Origin of the sequence: Streptomyces sp. NPDC058650, assembly GCF_042717315.1 — a bacterium.
Taxonomy (GTDB): Bacteria; Actinomycetota; Actinomycetes; order Streptomycetales; family Streptomycetaceae; genus Streptomyces.
In genome coordinates this window covers 75,381-94,419 of the sequence record NZ_JBHXRL010000007.1, presented here as the reverse complement: position 1 = coordinate 94,419, position 19,039 = coordinate 75,381, and the positions used below count along the sequence as shown (strand labels likewise).

The 19,039-nt window shown below is 73.5% G+C and carries 17 protein-coding genes; 11 read left to right on the top strand and 6 right to left on the bottom strand.

Annotation, left to right across the window (positions count from 1 at the left end; translation table 11 throughout):
- Window positions 1-21 precede the first annotated feature (21 nt).
- The gene (locus tag ACFWWU_RS14605) at window positions 22-579 is read left to right on the top strand and encodes a TetR-like C-terminal domain-containing protein (protein WP_384144198.1); all 558 of its coding nucleotides are present in this window, start codon (window positions 22-24) and stop codon (window positions 577-579) included.
- Between the two features lie 39 nt (window positions 580-618).
- On the top strand, window positions 619-2,694 hold the full coding sequence (gene ligA, locus ACFWWU_RS14600; protein WP_384144195.1) for an NAD-dependent DNA ligase LigA: 2,076 nt from the start codon (window positions 619-621) through the stop codon (window positions 2,692-2,694).
- A gap of 168 nt (window positions 2,695-2,862) precedes the next feature.
- On the opposite strand, the gene ACFWWU_RS14595 is transcribed toward ligA, so the two are convergent.
- Window positions 2,863-3,597, bottom strand: coding sequence for a TetR/AcrR family transcriptional regulator (locus tag ACFWWU_RS14595; RefSeq protein ID WP_384144192.1), 735 nt, complete (start codon window positions 3,595-3,597; stop codon window positions 2,863-2,865).
- 131 nt (window positions 3,598-3,728) lie between these two features.
- Between ACFWWU_RS14595 and ACFWWU_RS14590 the strand changes: the two genes are divergently transcribed.
- Entirely contained in the window at window positions 3,729-4,949 is a 1,221-nt protein-coding gene (locus ACFWWU_RS14590) for a saccharopine dehydrogenase family protein (protein WP_384144191.1), read from the top strand.
- Between the two features lie 86 nt (window positions 4,950-5,035).
- Here ACFWWU_RS14590 and ACFWWU_RS14585 read toward each other — a convergent pair whose 3' ends face one another.
- Both ACFWWU_RS14585 and ACFWWU_RS14580 read right to left on the bottom strand, forming a co-directional pair.
- Entirely contained in the window at window positions 5,036-5,365 is a 330-nt protein-coding gene (locus ACFWWU_RS14585) for a hypothetical protein (protein WP_384144188.1), read from the bottom strand.
- A gap of 14 nt (window positions 5,366-5,379) precedes the next feature.
- Window positions 5,380-8,697: a BTAD domain-containing putative transcriptional regulator gene (locus ACFWWU_RS14580; protein WP_384144185.1), complete on the bottom strand. Its 3,318-nt coding sequence runs from the start codon at window positions 8,695-8,697 to the stop codon at window positions 5,380-5,382.
- 131 nt (window positions 8,698-8,828) lie between these two features.
- On the opposite strand from ACFWWU_RS14580, the gene ACFWWU_RS14575 reads away from it, so the two are divergent.
- The 4 genes from ACFWWU_RS14575 to ACFWWU_RS14560 all read left to right on the top strand — a co-directional run bounded on the left by ACFWWU_RS14575 (window position 8,829) and on the right by ACFWWU_RS14560 (window position 13,993).
- Complete coding sequence (locus tag ACFWWU_RS14575) at window positions 8,829-10,004, top strand: alkene reductase (RefSeq protein WP_384144182.1); 1,176 nt, start codon at window positions 8,829-8,831, stop codon at window positions 10,002-10,004.
- 95 nt (window positions 10,005-10,099) lie between these two features.
- Window positions 10,100-11,515, top strand: coding sequence for an amidase (locus ACFWWU_RS14570; RefSeq protein ID WP_384144179.1), 1,416 nt, complete (start codon window positions 10,100-10,102; stop codon window positions 11,513-11,515).
- Window positions 11,516-11,741: 226 nt separating this feature from the next.
- Entirely contained in the window at window positions 11,742-12,884 is a 1,143-nt protein-coding gene (gene hppD / locus ACFWWU_RS14565; protein ID WP_384144176.1) for a 4-hydroxyphenylpyruvate dioxygenase, read from the top strand.
- A gap of 20 nt (window positions 12,885-12,904) precedes the next feature.
- The gene (locus ACFWWU_RS14560; protein WP_384144971.1) at window positions 12,905-13,993 is read left to right on the top strand and encodes an alpha-hydroxy acid oxidase; all 1,089 of its coding nucleotides are present in this window, start codon (window positions 12,905-12,907) and stop codon (window positions 13,991-13,993) included.
- Window positions 13,994-14,074: 81 nt separating this feature from the next.
- Here ACFWWU_RS14560 and ACFWWU_RS14555 read toward each other — a convergent pair whose 3' ends face one another.
- Together ACFWWU_RS14555 and ACFWWU_RS14550 are read right to left on the bottom strand one after the other, a co-directional pair.
- Window positions 14,075-14,209: a hypothetical protein gene (locus tag ACFWWU_RS14555; RefSeq protein ID WP_384144173.1), complete on the bottom strand. Its 135-nt coding sequence runs from the start codon at window positions 14,207-14,209 to the stop codon at window positions 14,075-14,077.
- A gap of 87 nt (window positions 14,210-14,296) precedes the next feature.
- Window positions 14,297-14,971 (bottom strand): DUF5701 family protein, encoded by a 675-nt coding sequence (locus ACFWWU_RS14550; RefSeq protein ID WP_384144170.1) that lies wholly within the window; start codon window positions 14,969-14,971, stop codon window positions 14,297-14,299.
- Between the two features lie 329 nt (window positions 14,972-15,300).
- Between ACFWWU_RS14550 and ACFWWU_RS14545 the strand changes: the two genes are divergently transcribed.
- From ACFWWU_RS14545 to ACFWWU_RS14535, 3 genes are all read left to right on the top strand, one after another.
- Complete coding sequence (locus tag ACFWWU_RS14545; RefSeq protein ID WP_384144167.1) at window positions 15,301-15,726, top strand: SpoIIE family protein phosphatase; 426 nt, start codon at window positions 15,301-15,303, stop codon at window positions 15,724-15,726.
- Window positions 15,727-15,787: 61 nt separating this feature from the next.
- Window positions 15,788-16,201, top strand: coding sequence for an SHOCT domain-containing protein (locus ACFWWU_RS14540; RefSeq protein WP_384144164.1), 414 nt, complete (start codon window positions 15,788-15,790; stop codon window positions 16,199-16,201).
- A 43-nt stretch (window positions 16,202-16,244) separates the two neighbouring features.
- Window positions 16,245-17,147 (top strand): YhjD/YihY/BrkB family envelope integrity protein, encoded by a 903-nt coding sequence (locus ACFWWU_RS14535; RefSeq protein WP_384144161.1) that lies wholly within the window; start codon window positions 16,245-16,247, stop codon window positions 17,145-17,147.
- Window positions 17,148-17,187: 40 nt separating this feature from the next.
- On the opposite strand, the gene ACFWWU_RS14530 is transcribed toward ACFWWU_RS14535, so the two are convergent.
- Window positions 17,188-17,751, bottom strand: a complete 564-nt coding sequence (locus ACFWWU_RS14530) for a HutD family protein (protein WP_384144158.1) — start codon at window positions 17,749-17,751, stop codon at window positions 17,188-17,190.
- Between the two features lie 163 nt (window positions 17,752-17,914).
- On the opposite strand from ACFWWU_RS14530, the gene ACFWWU_RS14525 reads away from it, so the two are divergent.
- Entirely contained in the window at window positions 17,915-19,024 is a 1,110-nt protein-coding gene (locus ACFWWU_RS14525) for a chitinase (protein ID WP_384144155.1), read from the top strand.
- The last annotated feature ends 15 nt before the right edge of the window (window positions 19,025-19,039 follow it).

Genomic DNA, 19,039 nt, shown 5'->3' with positions numbered 1-19,039 from the left:
GTCGTCGGCAGGGGCAGCAAGATGCGTACCGCCGTGCTGGAGGCGGCCATCGAGGAGCTCACGACGACCGGGTACACCGGGCTGACCGTCGAGCGCGTCGCCCAGCGGGCCGGCGTGCACAAGACGACGATCTACCGGAACTGGAAGGACGTGGACGGCCTCGTCGCCGACGCGCTGGCCCGGCACTTCGCGGAGGACATCCCGATCCCCGACACCGGAACGGTCGAGGGGGACCTGCGGGCGCTCGCCCGTTCCCTCGTCGCCACCATGACCGCGCGGGCGGGACGCGCCCTGCTGGCCGCCGTCCTCTCGGACGCCGTGCGCCTGCCGCAACTCGCCGAGGTCAAGCGGGCGCTCTTCGACGACCGGTTCCGGCGCGCGGAACCCGTCGTCACCCGAGCCGTCGAGCGGGGCGAACTGCCCGCGCACACCGATGCGACCGAACTCCTCAAGACCCTCGCCGCGCCCATCTACTTCCGGCTCGTCTTCACCGGCGAGCCGGTCGACGCGACGACCGCGGACCGCGCGGTGCACGTGGCCCTCGCGGCCGCGCGCGCCCCCGCCCTGCCGGCGGACTGATCCCGGGCGTTGTCAGTGCCGTGCGGAAGGATGTTCACCATGACGATCCCTTCCGCCGTCGAGGCGTTCTCCAGCATGTCCAGCACCGCCGGCCGCGCCGAGTACGAGGACGCTGTCGACCACCTGCGCGAGGCCTCCCGCACGTACTACGGCGCGGGCTACAGCCTCATGGACGACGTCACGTACGACCGGCTGCGGCTGGCGGTGAAGGAGTGGGAGGAGGCTCACCCCGACGCCGTCGTGCCGGGCTCGCCCACCGACCAGGTCGCCGACGGAGCCGCCCCCGACGGCGACATCGCGCACACCACGCGCCTCCTCAGCCTGGACAACGTCTTCGACCCCGAGGAACTCGCGGCCTGGGGAGCGTCGCTCGGGCGCCGTCTCGGCCACGCGCCGACCGGAGGGTTCACCGTCGAGCCGAAGATGGACGGCGCGGCCGTCGCCGCCCGCTACCGCGACGGTCGGCTGGTCCAGATCATCACCCGGGGCGACGGCGCCCGGGGCGAGGACGTCAGCCACGTCATCGGCACGATCGTGGGCCTGCCCGAACAACTGCCGGTCCCCGCCACCTTCGAGGCCCGGGGCGAGGTCCTGTTCACCCAGGAACAGTTCGAGGCCGCCAACGAGGTGCGCACCGCGCACGGCGGCGCCGTCTTCGCGAACCCGCGCAACGGCGCCGCGGGCACCCTGCGGGCCAAGGACCGCCCGTACCGGCTCGCCATGACGTTCTGGGCGTACGGCGCGGTCGACCTGGACGGCGAGGCGTTCCTTCCCGCCGGGGCCACCCACGCCGAGACGCTCGCAGCGGTGGCACGGGCGGGGGTGCGGACGACGGCCGACAGCCCGGCAGGACTGCACGTCGTCGCCACGCTCGCCGAGGCGCAGGAGAAGGTCGACGCGATCGCGGCGCTGCGCGCGGGCCTGCCCTTCGGAATCGACGGCGTCGTCATCAAGGCCGACAGCGCGGCCGAGCAGACGGCGGTGGGATCCGGCAGCCGCTTCCCGTACTGGGCCATCGCCTACAAGCTCCCGGCGGTCGAGCGACAGACCGTGCTGACGGACGTGATCTGGGACGTGGGCCGTACAGGCGTGCTCGCGCCCACCGCGATCCTCGCCCCGGTGGAGCTCGACGGATCCACGGTCACCCGCGCGACCCTGCACAACCCCGCGGACATCCTCCGGCGCGACCTCCACATCGGCGACACCGTCACGGTCCACAAGGCAGGCGACATCATCCCGCGCGTGGAGGCCGCCGTCGTCGAGCTCCGCCCGCAGGACGCCACGCCGGTCCCGCTGCCCGAGCAGTGCCCCAACTGCGGCGGGGCCATCGACAAGAGCCAGGAGCGGTGGCGCTGCGCGAAGGGCACCGCCTGCGCGCTCGCCCCCCTGATCGAGTACGTCGCCGGGCGCGACATCCTCGACATCGACGGCCTCGGCAGGAAGTACGTCGACGCGCTGATCGCCTCCGGCGACGTGCGCGATGTCGCCGACCTGTTCACCCTCACCGAGGACCGGCTCACCGCCGCCTCGGGCAGCGCCAAGCGCGGCGCGAAGCTCGCCGAGCAGCTCCGGCTCGCCAAGTCCCGCCCCCTCAGCCGCGTCTTCTGCGCGCTGGGCATACCGGGCACCGGCCGCCGCATGTCCCGGCGCATCGCCGCGCACTTCGGCACCATGGAAGCCATCCGTGCGGCCGACGCCGACGTCTTGCAGGACGTCGAAGGCGTAGGCCCGGAGAAGGCTCCGGTCATCGTCGAGCAGGTCGCCGCGCTCGCCCCGGTGATCGACAAGCTGATCGCGGCCGGCGTGACCATGACCGAGCCGCGGCAGGAGGAGTCCGAGCAGGCCGAGGAGGGGCCCCTGACCGGCAAGACCGTCGTCGTGACGGGCAGGATGACCGGTCCGCTCGACGGCTGGGGACGCTCCGAGATGGGCGCGCTGATCGAGAAGGCCGGTGGGCGTGTGGGCAGCGGCGTCAACTCCAGGACGACCTACCTGGTCGCCGCACCCTCCGCGAACGGCAAGCCGAGCTCGAAGGCCGTCAAGGCCCAGGAGATCGGCGTGGAGGTGCTCACCCCGGAGGCCTTCGCCGCGCTCACGGCCGCGTATCTCGACTGAGCGGCGCGCAGCGGAACGGCCGTCGGACGGGGCGTCGGCCGTCGGACGGGGCGTCGGCCGTCGGACGGGCCGTTGAACGGGGCGGCGAACGGGCGGCGGACACGTCGCTGGAGGGATCCGCCGAGCGGGTCGACGCCGCGTAGGCGCACCGACCCGGAAGCGGTGGGGCTACGACTCCGTGGGGCGGGCGCCGGCCCGCCCCGCCAGTCGTCCCAGCTGGGTCTCCGCGCTGTCCAGGAGCATGTCCAGGGCCGCCGGGTAGGCGCTGTGGTTCATACGTGCGGCCAGCAGGTCGGCCGTGGCGGCGATGTGCGGGTGCGACGCGGCCGACAGCCGGGCATAGGTAGATTCCCACATGCGCTCGTCGGCTGCCCGGGCTGCCGCGGGCAGCGCGAGCGAGGCCGCGTCCAGAGCGGCGAAGGCGAGACTCTGGTCGATGAAGGCGTGATAGATCCGCACCGCGTCCGGGTCGGGGAAGCCCGCCGTCCGCAGCAAGGCCAGGATCGCCTCGTCCACGGCCGTCTCCTGCTCCCGCCCGGTGACGCGGCTGGCGGTGAGCACCGCCGCCTGGGGGTGCGCGAGGTAGGCGCCGTGGATGCGCAGACCCAGTCGGCGCAGGTCGGCGCGCCACTCCCCGGTGGGCGCCCAGCCGTCCAGAGCCCGCCCGATGAGCTCCGCCCCGATCGCCAGCGTCAGGTCGTCCATACCGGCGAAGTACCGGTAGACCGTGCTCGGATCGGCGCCCAGCGCGAGCCCGAGGCGCCGGGCGGTGAGCCCCTGGCCGCCGTGCTCGGCCAGCATCCGCAGCGCCGTCTCCACGATCACCCGCTCGGACAGCACCGCGCCGTTCTTCGTCGGTCGCCGCCGTCTGCGCGCCGACTCCGCCACCACCTGCTTCCCCATGGCACGGCTCCTTCCCGTCGCCGGGCACCTTATGCCAACGGCATAGACGTTAGCGAGGGAACGGGGGTTTCATCGCCTGCACCAGAGGTCACAGTCTCAGGGCACAGCCTTGTGAGAGGGAGATTCCTGTCATGCGTGTACTGCTCGTCGGCGCCGGAGGCGTGGGAACCGCCATCACCCGGATCGCGGCCCGCCGTTCGTTCTTCGACCACATGGTCGTCGCCGATTACGACCTCGCCCGCGCCGAGGCGGCCGTCGCCGCCCTGGGCGACGGCGCCACCCGGTTCAGCGCCTGCCGCACGGACGCCTCCGACGAGGGCGCGGTTGCCGCCCTCCTGAAGGAGCAGCGCTGCGACGTCCTCCTCAACGCCACCGACCCGCGCTTCGTCCTGCCGCTGTTCCACGCCGCCGCCGCGGCCGGCGCGCACTACCTCGACATGGCGATGTCGCTGTCGCGCCCGCATCCCGAGCGCCCGTACGAGCTGTGCGGGGTCAAGCTGGGCGACGCCCAGTTCGAGCAGGCCGAGCAGTGGGAGAAGGCCGGCCGGCTCGCCCTGGTCGGCATGGGCGTCGAGCCCGGCATGTCCGACGTCTTCGCCCGCTACGCCGCGGACGAGCTCTTCGACGAGATCGAGGAGATCGGCATCCGCGACGGCGCCGACCTCACGGTCGAGGGCTACGACTTCGCGCCGTCGTTCAACATCTGGACGACCATCGAGGAGTGCCTGAACCCGCCGGTCGTCTACGAGGCCGGCCGCGGCTGGTTCACCACCGAACCGTTCAGCGAGCCCGAGGTCTTCGACTTCCCCGAGGGCATCGGCCCGGTGGAGTGCGTGAACGTCGAGCACGAGGAGGTCCTGCTCGTGCCCCGCTGGATCGACGCGAAGCGGGTCACGTTCAAGTACGGCCTCGGTGAGGACTTCATCGGCAAGCTCAAGACCCTGCACGCCCTGGGCCTGGACAGCACCGCTCCCGTCACCGTGGCGACGAACCTCGGCCCGGCGGAGGTCTCGCCCCGTGACGTCGTGGCGGCCGTCCTCCCCGACCCGGCGACGCTGGGCGACCGGATGACCGGCAAGACCTGCGCCGGTACGTGGGTCAAGGGCGTCAAGGACGGGGCGCCGCGCGAGGTCTACCTCTACCACGTGGTCGACAACGAGTGGTCGATGCGCGAGTACGGCTGCCAGGCCGTCGTGTGGCAGACCGCGATCAACCCGGTCGTGGCCCTCGAGCTGCTGGCCGCCGGTACGTGGTCCGGATCGGGCGTCCTCGGCCCCGAGGCCTTCGCCCCGCGCCCCTTCCTGGACCTGCTCACCGCCTACGGATCCCCCTGGGGCCTGCGCGAGCAGTGACCGGGCCGCATCTGCGTGGCCGCATGCGTGGCCGTATGTGCCTGGGGGCGCGGCCCTCCCTTGAGGGCGGCGCCGGGTCGCGACGATCAGCCGGTGTGGCCGGGGTTCTCGCCGGTCTTGTCCGTGACACCGCGGGACAGGACCGCGGTGGTGGCGGTGACCTGCCCGGACGTGCCCCACGCCGTGTCCTCGACCATCACGCCCCGCTCGCCGAGGAAGTCCAGGGTCTTCTTGTCGAAGATCCACTCGGTGCGCTCACCGGCGTGGACGCGGGCGACGGCGACGCCGTGGCGGCCGGCCGCGTCGACGGTGTCGCCGACGACCGTGACGCCGGGGATCCGGGCCGAGGCCTTGTACAGGGCGGCGCTGACCTTCGGCGGGGCCAGCTGCTCGCGCAGCAGGTCGCCGATCGTCACGAACGCCTCCGGCATCAGGCTCCGGCGGCCGCCGAGCGCACCGCCTCCGAGAGGGGCATGCCGGCACCCTCGCGGAACGCCGCGGTGTACGCGGACTCGCCGAGCGCCCGAACGGCCGCCGCGGCGATGCGGCGTACGTCGGCGCTCTCGGCCTCCGGGAGGGGCGCCCCGACGCTCCGCCGGGCCGCGTCCGCCGCGCCGAGGAACAGGGCGGCGCGGGTGAGGCGCGGTGAGTCGCCCGTGGCCGCGGCGACGCCGGCGACGCCTTCGAGGGAGAGCGCGAGCGCGCGCGGGTCCGCCAGCTGTTCGGCGAACTCGAGACCGCGCGCCTGATAGGCGGAGGCGTCGGCCACCCGGCCGCGGAGCGCGGCGACGAAGCCGAGCTCCACATGGATCAGGTGCTTCCCCGCGGTCGACGACGGGTACGCGTCGCGCATCGTCCGCAGATGGTGCTCGGCGGCGTCCAGGTCGCCGGAGCGGCGTGCGCCGAGGGCGAGGCCCATGAGCGCGAACACCTCGCCGAACATATGGCCCTGCTCCGCCGCCGCACGCCGGGCCCGCTCGTGCAGGACACGAGCCCGCTCCCAGTCGCCGGCCAGGAGCGCGAGGCGGCCGAGGCCGCCCAGCCGTGCCGAGGCCTCCGCCGCGAGACCCAGACCCTCGGCGAGGCGCAGGCCCTCGGTCTGACGGGCGGTGGCGGTGGCGTAGTCGCCCTCGATCTCGGCGAGGGCGGCGAGCACCGGAACGGTCAGCAACTCGCCCCATCCGTCCCCGAGTTCCCGGAAGGCCGCAGCGGCGTCGAGGCCGTCCTCCCGCGCGGGCCGCAGGTCACCGGCGGCGAACGACGTATGGGCGCGCAGTGCCCGGGCCGCGGCGGTGCCCCACCGGTCGCCGGCTTCGGCGAAGCGGTCGAGAGCACGGGAGTTCACGGCATGCGCCGCCGTCGGGTCCCCCGCGTGGTAGAGGCCGTACGCGAACAGCCACAGCGCGCGACCCCGCCGCGCGGGGTCGGCGATGCCCGCCTCGGGGCAGTCCGTCTCCGGCGCGCGCCCGCCCGTCAGCATGGTGAAGGCCCCCAGAAGCACGCGCGGTTCGGCCGACACGGCCGCTGCCGCGTCGGCCGGGAGGGCGTCCACGACCGCGGCGAGGGTACGCCGGCCCTCGTGCAGGCGACCGCGCAGCAGCCACCAGGGGCACAGGGCGGCGGTCAGGCGCGCCGCGCCGTGCGACTCGGCCGTCCGCAGGGCGTGGTCGAGGGCGGCGCGGATGTTGGCGGATTCGGCGTCCAGCTGTGCGAGCCGGCGGCGCTGGCCCGTGCCGCGGAGCTGAGGTTCGGCGCGCTCGGCGAACTCGCGGTAGTAGACGGCGTGGCGATCCGCCACGACACCGAACTCCCCCGCTTCGTGAAGGCGTTCGCGGGCGTACGCGGCGACCGATTCCAGCAGGCGGTAGCGCGGCCCGTCGGCCGTCCGGACCACCGAGACGAGGGAACGGTCGACCAGGCGGCCCACCAGATCCAGGACGTCGTCGTGGGCGATGCCGTCGCCCGCGCACACCGTCTCCGCCGCGGCCGGCGTGCACCCGCCGACGGGGACGGCGAGGCGGCGCAGGACGGCCTGCTCGGGAGGGGCGAGCAGGTCCCAGCTCCAGTCGATCACCGCGCGCAGCGTCTGCTGCCGGGCCGGGAGACCGCGCTGACCGGAGGCGAGGACGCGGAAGCGGTCGCCGAGGCGCACGGCCAGTTCGCGCACGCCGAGCGCCCGGACGCGGGTGGCGGCGAGCTCCAGGGCGAGGGGCAGGCCGTCGAGGCGACGGCAGATCTCCGCGACGGCGTCCCGCACCTCGCCGCTCTCGTCCTCGTCCTCGTGCTCGGCCGCCAGGACGGAATCGGATCCGGGCGCGAAGTCCGGTGCCGCCGCGACGGCCCGCTCGGTGAACAACCGTGCCGCGTCGTCCGGTTCGAGAGGCGCGACGGCGTACACCGTCTCGCCGGGGAGCCGCAGGGACTCCCGGCTCGTGGCGAGCACGCGTACCCCCGGCGCGGACCGCAGCAGGGACCCGGCCAGTTCGGCGGCCGGTTCGATCACGTGCTCGCAGTTGTCGAGCACGAGCAGGACACGACGGTCCCGCAGTGCCCCGTGCAGCGCGGCCGAGGCGTCGGCGGAGCCGCGTGCCGACGACGCCGTGTCACGGATGCCGAGCGCCGACGCTACCGCCTGGACGAGATCCGCGGTCTCGGCGGGGAGGCCGCCGAACTCGACGAACCACACGCCGTCCGGTACGACGCCACCGGATGCGTCGCCGTCCGGCTCGTCGGCGCCGAGCTGCTCGGCGACGGCCAGCGCCAGGCGCGTCTTGCCCACTCCGCCGGGTCCGGTCAGCGTGACGAGCCGTTCGGTGCCGACGAGCCGGACGACGGCCTCCCGCGCGGGGCCGCGTCCGACGAGAGTCGTCGGCGGCGTGGGCAGGTTCCGGCGGTGGGGCGTGAGAGCACGCGGGTCGGGGAGGAGGGACGGGACCGCGGCCGCCGCCTCCAGGACCTCGCCGCCGGATGAGGAACGTACGACGACGGGGGGCTCGTCGGAGGCCGCGGCGGGTATCAGCCCGGCGTCCTGGCGCAGGATCGCCTCGTACAGCGCCGCGAGACCGGGGCTCGGGTCGAGGCCCAGTTCGTCGGCGAGCAGGGTGCGGAGTTCCGTGTACGCGGCGACCGCCTCGCTCTGCCGGCCCGCGCCGTACAGGGCCCGCATCCGCACGGCCCGCAACCGCTCCCGCAACGGATGGCGGGCGACGAGACCGGCCGTCTCGCCGATCAGCAGGGGATCCCCGAACTCCAGCCGGGCCTCTGACCGTTCCTCGACGAGGGCGAGCCGCTCCTCGGCCAGGCGCTCCACCGCCGGGCGGACGAACTCCTCGTCGGCGAAGTCCGCGTACGCGGGCCCGCGCCACAGCTCCAGCGCCTCGCCGAGCAGGGCCGCCCGGGCGCGCGGCGCGGCGACGAGCCGGGCCCGCGCCGCGAGCTGCCGGAACCGTCCCGCGTCGACCTCGGCGGGGTCACCGTCGAGGCGCAGTCGGTACCCGGCCGGCTGGTGGAGCACGCGGTCGCGGCCGACGGCCCTGCGCAGTTGGGAGACCTTGGCCTGGAGCGCGTTGGCCGGATTGCCGGGGACGGCGTCGCCCCAGATGTCGTGGACGAGGCGGTCGGCCGACACCGGTTGCCCCTCGTGGACCAAGAGGTCGGCGAGAAGCGCCCGCACCTTGGTCTCCGGTACGCGCACCGGTGCGTCGTCGGCATCCCACACCGCCAACGGACCGAGCACCCCGAACCTCATGGGACCCGACCCTACACAGTGATGATCATCCGACCGTCAGCGGACCGTCAGCGGATCCGAAGCGGGCTGCGCGACAGTCTGTTCAGCGGGGCCCGCAGCCCCGGCGAAGAGACGGACGAAGGAGCACGACCATGAGCACGACGACGACCACGGTCACGACCACGACGGCTTCCGCGGAAGCGCACACGACCAGGAGCACGGCCACGACCGCGGTCGACGCGTCCCCCTCGTCCCCGCTCTTCGAGCCCACCCACCTCGGTTCCCTCCCGCTGAAGAACCGGCTGGTCATGGCGCCGATGACCCGGAACCGCGCGAGCGCGACGGGTGTCCCGGAGCCGATCATGGCCACGTACTACGCCCAGCGGGCCTCGGCCGGGCTGATCATCGCGGAGGCCGCGACCCCCAACGCGGTCGGTGCCACGTACCCCAATATCCCCGCGATCCACGACGACACGCACGTGGTCGGGTGGCGCCGGGTCACGGACGCCGTGCGGGACGCCGGCGGGCAGATGTTCCTCCAGCTGCAGCACGGCGGCCGGGTGGGACACCCGGAGACCACCGGGCACCACCCGCTCGCCCCGTCACCGGTCCCGCTGCCCGACACGATCTTCACCCCGTCCGGGCACCAGGAGTCCGTGATCCCCCAGGAGATGACGGGGGAGCAGATCGAGTCCACCGTCGCGGACTTCGCCGATGCGGCCCGCCGGGCGGTGGACGCGGGCTTCTCGGGGGTCGAGGTCCACTCCGCGAACGGCTACCTGCTGCACCAGTTCCTCTCCAGCGCCACCAATCGGCGCACCGACGGCTACGGGGGCTCCGTCGCGAACCGCATCCGCTTCACCGTCGAGGTCGTCCGCGCCGTCGCCGACGCGATCGGCCCGGAGCGGGTGGGGGTGCGCATCGCGCCCGGCGTCACCGCCAACGCCATGCGGGAGGACGACGTCGACGCCGTCTACCCGGCCCTCGTGGGCGAACTGGGCGACCTGGGACTCGCGTACCTGCACGTGGTCTTCGCCGACCCCGACCAGCCCCTCTTCCACACCCTGCGCGCGGCCTGGCCCGGCACGCTCATCGCGAACCCCGCCCTGCCGTGGCCCGGCCCGCTGCCCGCCGACGGCGGCCGCGCCGCCGGCGAGCGACTCCTGTCCGCCGGCGCCGACCTGATCGCCCTGGGCCGCTCCTTCCTGGCCAATCCCGACCTGGTCGCCCGGATGCGCGCCGGCGCCCCCCTCAACCCGATCCGGGACGCGCACCTCATGTACGTCGGCGGCGAGACGGGCTACACGGACTACCCGACGCTCACCTGAAACCGCTCGCGCGGTCCGTTGGATCCCCTCGCGTGTTACTTGCTGGTAAGCAATGATGGAGACATCCATCCATACGGCCGGGGGCTGAGGTAACGGTGACGACTTTCGAAGAACGGACCACGGTGCACGCCTTCCGGGACGACGCACTGGGGGAGCACGACGCCGTCGGTCTCGCCGACGCCATCCGGCGGGGCGAGGTCAGCGCCGCCGAGGTCGCCCGGGACGCGGCCGAGCGGGTCCGGGCGGTCGATGACCGGCTCCACGCGGTCCAGGCGCACATCTCCGAGCCGGCGCCCGCGGCCTGGCCGGGCGGCGCGTTCGCCGGGGTGCCGACCTTCGTCAAGGACAACACCGACTACGTGGGACTGCCCACCGGTCACGGCAGCGCGGCCTTCACCCCGCGCGCGGCACGGCGGCACGCGCCGTTCACGCGGCAGTTCCTGAGCAGCGGCGTCACGGTGCTGGGCAAAACCCGGCTGCCAGAGTTCGGGTTCAGCCCGACCACCGAGTTCGAGGGCGCCGAGCCCGTGCGCAACCCGTGGAACACGGGCCATTCGGCGGGCGGTTCGTCGGGCGGCAGCGCGGCGCTCGTCGCCGCGGGGGCCGTTCCGATCGCGCACGCCAACGACGGCGGCGGCTCGATCCGCATCCCCGCCGCCTGCTGCGGTCTCGTCGGCCTGAAGCCGACCCGCGGCAGGGTCGTCCCGAACGCCCAGAGCCGCCAACTGCCCCTGGACCTCGTCTCCGACGGCATCGTGAGCCGCTCGGTGCGCGACACCGCCGCGTTCCTCGCCGACGCCGAGAGGTACTGGCGCAACCCGAAACTGCCGCCCCTCGGCCTGGTCGAAGGCCCCTCGGAGCGACGACTGCGCATCGGGTACCTGCGGGACTCGCCCAGCGGCGTCCACTCCGACACCGCCACCCGGGAGGCCGTCACGGAGACCGTGGCGAGGCTCGAACGGCTCGGACACACCGTGCGGCCGGTGGAGTTGGCCATCGACCCCCGCTTCACCGACGACTTCCTCACCTACTGGGGGCTGTTGTCGTACCTCATCAGCACCACGGGCCGGACCTTCGGCCGGGACTTCGACCGGCACCGCATGGACGGCCTCAGCCGGGGGCTGCGCGAGGAGTACCTGAAGAACTGGCGAGGCACTCCCGGCGTGGTGCGGAGGCTGAAGCGGACGAAGGAGGCGTACGCGGCGGGATTCCACGGACTCGATCTCGTCCTCTCCCCGGTGCTCGCCCACACCGCCCCGTCGATCGGCCACCTGAGCCCGGCCGTTCCCTACGCGACCCTGATCGAACGGATCCTCGCGTACGTCGCCTTCACTCCGGTCGACAACGTCGTCGGCACGCCGTCGATCTCGTTGCCCTCGGCGAGCGTGACCGACGACGGCCTGCCGATCGGCGTCATGTTCTCCGGCCGCCCCGGCAGTGAACGGGCGCTGCTGGAAGTCGCGTTCGCCCTGGAGGCGGACCGGCCCTTCCGGCGCATCCAGGACGTCTGACACCGCGACGGCGAACGCGGCGACCGCGGACCTGCGACCGCGCCTTCTCCTGCGAGGAGCGCCGAATCCCGTACGTCTTCCCCGTCGAGGGCCGACGCCGGAGAATTCTTCCGCCGTCCCTCGGCGGGTCCCGTGCGCCAGGAGGGTGGCCATGATCGATGCGAGCAGCCAGGATTGCCTCGATCCGAACTGCCCGCACCGTCCCCGTACATAAGGACCCGTCGTCATGGCCCACCCCGTCACGTCCTCTCACTCCTCGCTGCTCGTCAGCCATGTGGAGCTGTACGTCACCGACGCCCGTGCCGCCGCCGAGGTGTTCACCGTCGGCTACGGCTTCCAGGTGTTCGCCACCGCCGAACGCACCTCCGCCACCGGCGCGGAGGGTGCGAGCCGTTCGCTGGCCCTGCGGCAGGGAGGCATCGTCCTCGTGGTCACCCAGGCCCTCGACGACACCCACCCGGCCGCCGCCTACACGGCCGTCCACGGCGACGGCATAGCCGATATCGCGCTGGCCGCGGCCGACGTGCGCGCCGTCTTCGCCGAGGCCGCCGCCCGTGGGGCGATCCCGCACGCCGAGCCCGCCGACCACGCCGGTGGCTGGGTCACCGCCCGTGTGGCCGCCGGATTCGACGACGTACGCCACACGCTCGTCCAGCGCCCGCCCGCCGGAGCCGAGGCACACGGCACACCGCTCCCGCTCCCCGGCTTCGCACCGGTCGCCGAACTCGCGCCGCCCGCCGTCGAGTCGCCCGAGCTGACCGTCCTCGACCACGTCGCCGTCACCGTCCGGACCGGCGAACTCGCCGCCTCCACCGGTTACTACGAGCGGGTCTTCGGCTACGAGTCCGTGTACGAGGAGCTGATGGTGCAGGGCAAGGAGGCCATGGACTCCAAGGCCGTCCGCAGCCCCGCGGGCGACCTCACCTTCACCGTCCTCGCCCCCAGCCCCGACCACCAGGCCGGACACATAGGCGACTTCCTCGCACGACACGGCAGCGGCGGCGTCCACCACCTCGCCTTCGCCACCGGGAACATCGTCGAGACCGTCGCCCGCCTCGACAAGCGCGGCATCGTCTTCCTCTCCACCCCGGACGCCTACTACGAGGCACTCGCCGCGCGCCTCGACCTGGGCCGCCACTCCATCGAGGAGCTGCGCGAGCCCGGCATCCTCGCCGACGAGGACCACGCGGGCCAGCTCTTCCAGATCTTCACCCGCACCGTCCACCCCCAGCGCACCCTCTTCTACGAGATCATCGAGCGGATCGGCGCCGACACCTTCGGCGGCGGCAACGTCCGCGCGCTCTACGAGGCCGTGCAGGCGGAGAAGGCCGAGCACGACGGCAACGCCCTTGCGGAGAAAGCCCAGTGACCCCCTTCGCACTCGACGCGATGCTCACCCCCGCCGACGCGGAGGCCCTCGCGGCGGACGTCCTGCCCGCCGGCGTGGAGCGGTTCGTCGCCGGCGGCGCCGGAAGCGAACTGACCCTCGCCGCCAACCGCGCCGCCTTCGACCGGCTCCACCTGGTGCCCCGCGTCCTCGCCGACGTCTCCGCCACCAGCACCGACGCCACGCTCCTCACCGACCCCGCCGCCCTGCCCCTGGCCGTCGCCCCGATGGCCTACCAGCGCGCCGTCCACCCCGACGGCGAACTCGCCGCCGCCCGGGCCGCCTTCGCCGCGGGCGTCCCCTTCACCGCCTGCACCTTCAGCAGCACCCCGGTCGAGGACATCGCCGCGACCGGCGCCACCGTCTGGTTCCAGCTGTACTGGCTGCGCGACCGGGGCCTCACCAAGGAGCTGCTCGCCCGCGCCGAAGCCGCCGGCGCGCGCGCCCTCATGCTGACCGTCGACACCCCGTACATGGGCCGCCGACAGGCCGACATGCGCGGTGCCTTCACCCTGCCCGAGGGCGTCTCCGCCGTGCACTTCGCGCGCGACCGCGACGGCGTGCCGCGCGGCGCCCAGGACGGTGTCAGCGCCATCGCCGCCCAGACCGCCGGCGTCGTGGACCCCTCCCTCTCCTGGAACGACCTGGACTGGCTGCGCGACCACACCCGGCTGCCGCTCGTCCTCAAGGGCGTCCTCGACCCCGCCGACGCCGACCGGGCCGCTGCCCATGGCGCCGACGGCATCGTCGTCTCCAACCACGGCGGCCGCCAGCTCGACGGCGCGCTGCCCGCTCTGGACGCACTCCCGGCGGTCGTCGACGCCGTCGCCGGCCGCAGCCGGATCCTCCTCGACAGCGGCGTCCGCACCGGCACCGACGTCCTCAAGGCCCTCGCCCTCGGCGCCTCCGGCGTCCTCGTCGGCCGCCCCGTCCTGTGGGGACTGGCCGCCGGGGGAGAGGCAGGCGTCGCCAAGGTCCTCACCCTGCTCCGCGAGGAACTGGAGAACGCCCTCGCCCTGGCCGGCTGTCCCGACCCGGCCGCCGCCGCACGACTCCGCACGGTGCGCGCCCCGGGCGGTGACGCGCCCTAGCCGTCGGTGGGGGACAGGAAGACCGTGTCGCTTTGCGCTCCGCGAAGTAGCCGTCGGTGCCGCGCGTCGCGTCCCGGACGCTCACGCACTCCTGCCCCGCACCGGCCTTGGGGCGCGGGCCAGTACGTGGGTGAGGGCGCGGACGAAGGCGTTCTCCGTCGCGCGCTCCTCGTGCTCGTGGACGCGGAACCGCCCCGGGGGTACGGGGGAGTCCACCGGGGCGGTATGTCCGGCAGTGTAGAGGACCGCGCGCCCGAGGGCGCGCGGATCGCAGAGGTCCGGTTCCGGTCGGTTCAGCGGTGGCTAGCGCCCGCGGCCCGCGGCCGAGGCGAAGCCCAGCCAGGTGTGGCGGTTGCCCCACCAACACCAGCCCACCTTCGGGGCGTTGCGCCGCTCGCGGCCGTCCCGCCCCGTGCCGTTGCTGATCCAGATCGCCGGCGTACGGGCGTCCAGGGCGCCGTTCGCCTTGCGCAGCCGGGAACCGATGGTCATGAAGCAGAGGTTCCGTTCGAGGGCGGCCGGCTGCTGGAGCACCCAGTGGATGCCTTCGGTGAGCACGAGCGGGGTGCGGTCCTCCTTGACGAGGGCGGGCAGCGCCTCGTCCGGGCTCCAGTTGGACATGTGGTCGCCGCGGTCGACGCCGGTGACCAGGTAGAACGGCGCGTCGGGGAGCGTGATGCCGGACGGGGCGAAGTCGTCGACGTCGGGCATGTCGACGACGACGAAGCCGGGCTTGTCGTCACGGCTGAGGAGCGGGGCGAGCGCGGAGGCCGGGGCGCGGTCGGGGTGCACGGCGAGAAGGGTGCCACCGTCACCCCCGTCGCCATCGGCGCCGCTGTCGGCATCGGCGGCGAAGGCCCGCAGCGCGTCGGCGGAGACCCCGGCGATCTCGTGCACCCCGAGCTCGATCAGGCGCTCGGCCTGCGCGGCGAGCGGCGGGAGCGGGGGCACGGTGGCGATGGGCGACGTGTCGGGCAAGGTTCTCCTCGGTACGAGCTGTGCAGGGGACTTGGGGTCAACGGGGCGGCCCGCGGGATTGTTCCCGGAGGTCGGCCCGTCCCGGGCGCGGTCACTCGATTGGTTCGATCCGCCTCGCCGCCCCGCCGTCGCTCCAGCAGGCTGTGACACACGTGGCGGCGTAGCGGGTCAGGAGCGACGGGCGTCTCGAATATCGGGCTGCGGGCCACGGCTTCGCGGATCAGGAGGACGGTGGGTGAAGGGCGCCGCAGCGGTGACGACGGATCCGGGACGCGCCCCGACGGACCCGGGATGCCCCCGCTGGACCCGGGACCCCGGGCGGACCCGGGATGACCCCCGCGCCGCCCCTGATGCTCCGCGCCCTGGCCTACAGCCGCGGACCCGGCACCACCCCCGCGGACGGGCTCGCCCGGTTCGACGAGGTGGCCGAGGGGCTGGGCGCGGCGTCCTTCGCGACGGCCGTGCACACCCAGCTGTGGCGGCGTCCCGATTTCCGGTGGTCCCTGAGCTGGTCCAACGCCGGTCACCCGCCGCCGCTGCTGATCCCGGCCCACGGCGACCCGCTGTTCCTCGACGGTACGGAGGAGGACCTGCCGCTCTGCGTCGACCTCAGCCTCCCGCGCAGCACGGCCCGCCACCGGCGGGCGCCGCTGCCCGAACTGCTCCACGGACTCCAGTACCTCTCCGACCACCGCGACGACACCGCGATGATCGCCTTCCGTGCCGGGTCACCCGATTCACCCGAGTCGCCGTAACGTCGTAAACCGCAGATACTTCCCGAAACGGTCAGGATCGGCCCTCGGGACGGAGACGGCGATGGACGACTACCCCCTGCTCGACCTCTTCTGGACCATGCTCTGGTTCTTCCTCTGGATCATGTGGCTGTTCCTGCTGTTCAAGATCATCTCGGACATCTTCCGGGACCATGAGCTCAGCGGCTGGGGCAAGGCGGGCTGGCTGATCCTCTGCCTGGTGGTTCCCTTCATCGGTGTCCTCGTCTACGTCATCGTGCGCGGGACGGGCATGACCCAGCGGGAGACGGCACACGCCAAGGAGGCCGAGGCTGCCTTCCAGGACTACATCCGCAAGTCGGCGGCCGGCCCTTCGGGCGCGTCCGGCGCGGGTGGCGGAGGCGGTGCCGACGAACTCGCGCGGCTCGCCGAACTGAAGGAGAAGGGGGCGCTCACCGAGGAGGAGTTCCGGAAGGCGAAGGCGAAGCTCCTGGTCTGACGGCGCTCGGCACGGACGGACAGGGGCAGGGGCAGGAGAGACCATGGAGTGGAAGCTGCGGTTCGAGCACCTGCGGACGGGCGCCGAGCGACGCTTCCCCGTACTGACCGAGCTCACGAGCCGGATGATGTCCGCGAACCTCCTGGACGCGGGGACCAGGCTCGCCGCCCAGGCGTTCCTGGCCGCGATCCCCCTCCTCTTCGCCTTCGCGGCCTTCGCCCCGCACGGCGTCCGTGACCAGCTGAGCGAGTCGCTCGGCTCCATGTTCGGCCTCACCGGCGAGTCCGACCGGCAGCTCCAACAGGTCCTGGACGGCTCGACCAGCGACGAAGTCCGCGAGACGACCGGTCTGGTCGGGGCGGCGGTGGCCCTCGTGTCGGCGACGAGCTTCAGCCGGGCCATGGCCCGGGTGTGCGAGCGGGCCTGGCGGCTGCCCAGGGCCAAGACCCGGATCGCGGCCTGGCGCTGGGTGGCGTGGCTCCTCGTCCTGCTGCTCGTGATCCTGCTCCAGGGCCCGATCCGGAACGGCTTCGGCGCGGGCGCCCTGGTGGGTGTCGTCCTCACCTTCTTGGTGGCCACCGGCGTCTGGCTGTGGACCCAGCACCTGCTCCTGGCCAAGCGCGTGGCCTGGCTGGCGCTCCTGCCCGGGGCGCTGCTGGCGGCCACCGCCACCACGACGCTCAGCCTCACGGCCCGGATCTATGTGCCGGGGGCCGTCGACAGGGCCATGGGCGAATACGGCGCCTTCGGCCTGGTCCTCGTCATGCTGTCGTGGCTGATCGTCGTCTGCGGCGCGGTCACCTTCGCCGTCACCATCGGAGCCGTACTCGCGGAAGAGCCGCCGCTGAACAAGTACGTGATGCGGGACGGGAACGGCGCGCCGCCCCCGGCCGAGGAGGACGGGGGCGTCGTCCGCCGGTCGACGGCGGGGCCGTTCGTGCCGTGACACCGCGACACCACGAGGGCAGCGGCCGGCTGCCCCGGTGTCACCCCGTCGACGTGACGTCCGCCCACAAGGCGGCCGCGTCGGGCGAGAGCGGTGCGACCGCTCCGCCCGGCGTGTCCTCGTCCCACCACACACCCTGGCCGGACGTCAGGACACGCCCGTCCGGGCCCGCCTGCCAGCGGCCGCCCAGGACGTAGAGCACTCCGGCGTGGCCGGCGGGCGGCGCGACCCGGCCGGTGACCCGCTCCACGCGGGCCGCCGAGCGCCCGCGCCGCACCATGATGTTCAGCACCCGGCAGGAGCCGCCCGGCAGTTCGGCGGCGAGCTCGAGATCGCCGGAGAAGCCGAACGGCTCGCCCGCGCGCGCCAGGAGCCGGTCGAACACCCCGGGGCAGCTGAGCCGCACGCCGTCGCCCGCCAGCAGGGTGAGCGTCCGGTCGACGCCCGGGAACGCCGAGAACGGCCCGTCCCGGTCGATGTCGGCGACGCTCGCGCGCCACCCGAATTCCTCGCTGCCCTCCGGCCGCGAGACGATCTGCCGGGTCGCGCCCCCGCCGTTGCGCCACCGGCCCGCCGTCAGCGTCTCGACATCGAAGGGGTGCATGGGCGGGCTCCTGACCTGCGTCCGTTACGGGGTGTGGATCATACGGCCAGGTCGACGGAAGAGCCGTGGCCGCGGGAGTGGTTGACGAAAGGTCTGGACCAACCTACGGTCTGCTGGAGCGCGCGCCATGCCTAGGACCACCCCCACGTCCCCAGGAGCACGCATGCCAGGCCTTCGGATCCCCCGTGCCTTCGGAGCGGGGCTCGTCACCCTCCTCGCGGCCGCCGCCCTCACCGGCCCCGCCGCCGCCGAGAGCCCGCGGCCCGCCCGTACCGCCGTCTCCGCCGCCACCCCCGCACCGGCGGCCGCCGCCGCGGACACCTGTGCCCTCAAGCCGAAGCCCGCCGGGAAGGTGCTCCAGGGGTACTGGGAGAATTGGGACGGCGCGGCCAACGGCGTCCACCCGCCCTTCGGCTGGGCGCCGATCGACGACCCGCGCTTCGCGGCCCACGGCTACAACGTCATCAACGCCGCCTTCCCCGTGATCCGTTCGGACGGGACGGTGCTGTGGGAGGACGGCATGGACAACACCGTCCGGGTGCCCACCCCGGCGGAGATGTGCCGCGCCAAGGCGGGCGGCGCGACCATCCTGATGTCGATCGGCGGCGCCGCCGCCGGCATCGACCTGAGCTCGCGCGCCGTCGCCGACCGCTTCGTGGCGACGATCGTGCCCCTCCTGCGGAAGTACAACTTCGACGGGATCGACATCGACATCGAGACCGGCCTGGTGGGCAGCGGCGCCATCGGCACCCTCTCCGCCTCGCAGGCCAACCTGGTGCACATCATCGACGGCGTCCTCGCCCGCATGCCCGCCGGCTTCGGACTGACCATGGCGCCGGAGACCGCGTACGTCACCGGCGGCAGCGTGGCCTACGGATCGATCTGGGGCGCCTACCTGCCGGTCGTCAAGAAGTACGCCGACAACGGCCGTCTGTGGTGGCTCAACATGCAGTACTACAACGGCAGCATGTACGGATGCTCGGGCGACTCCTACGCCGCCGGGACCGTCGCCGGGTTCGTCGCGCAGACCGACTGCCTGAACCGGGGCCTCGTCATCCAGGGAACGACGATCCGCGTGCCGTACGACAAGCAGGTCCCCGGCCTCCCGGCCCAGCCGGGCGCGGGTGGCGGCCACATGGCGCCGTCGACCGTGGCTCAGGCGTGGAACCACTACGGCGGGGCGCTCAAGGGCCTCATGACCTGGTCGGCGAACTGGGACGGGTCGAAGAACTGGACCTTCGGCGACAACGTCAAGGCACTCCAGGGCCGCTAGAGGGTGTCCGGCCCC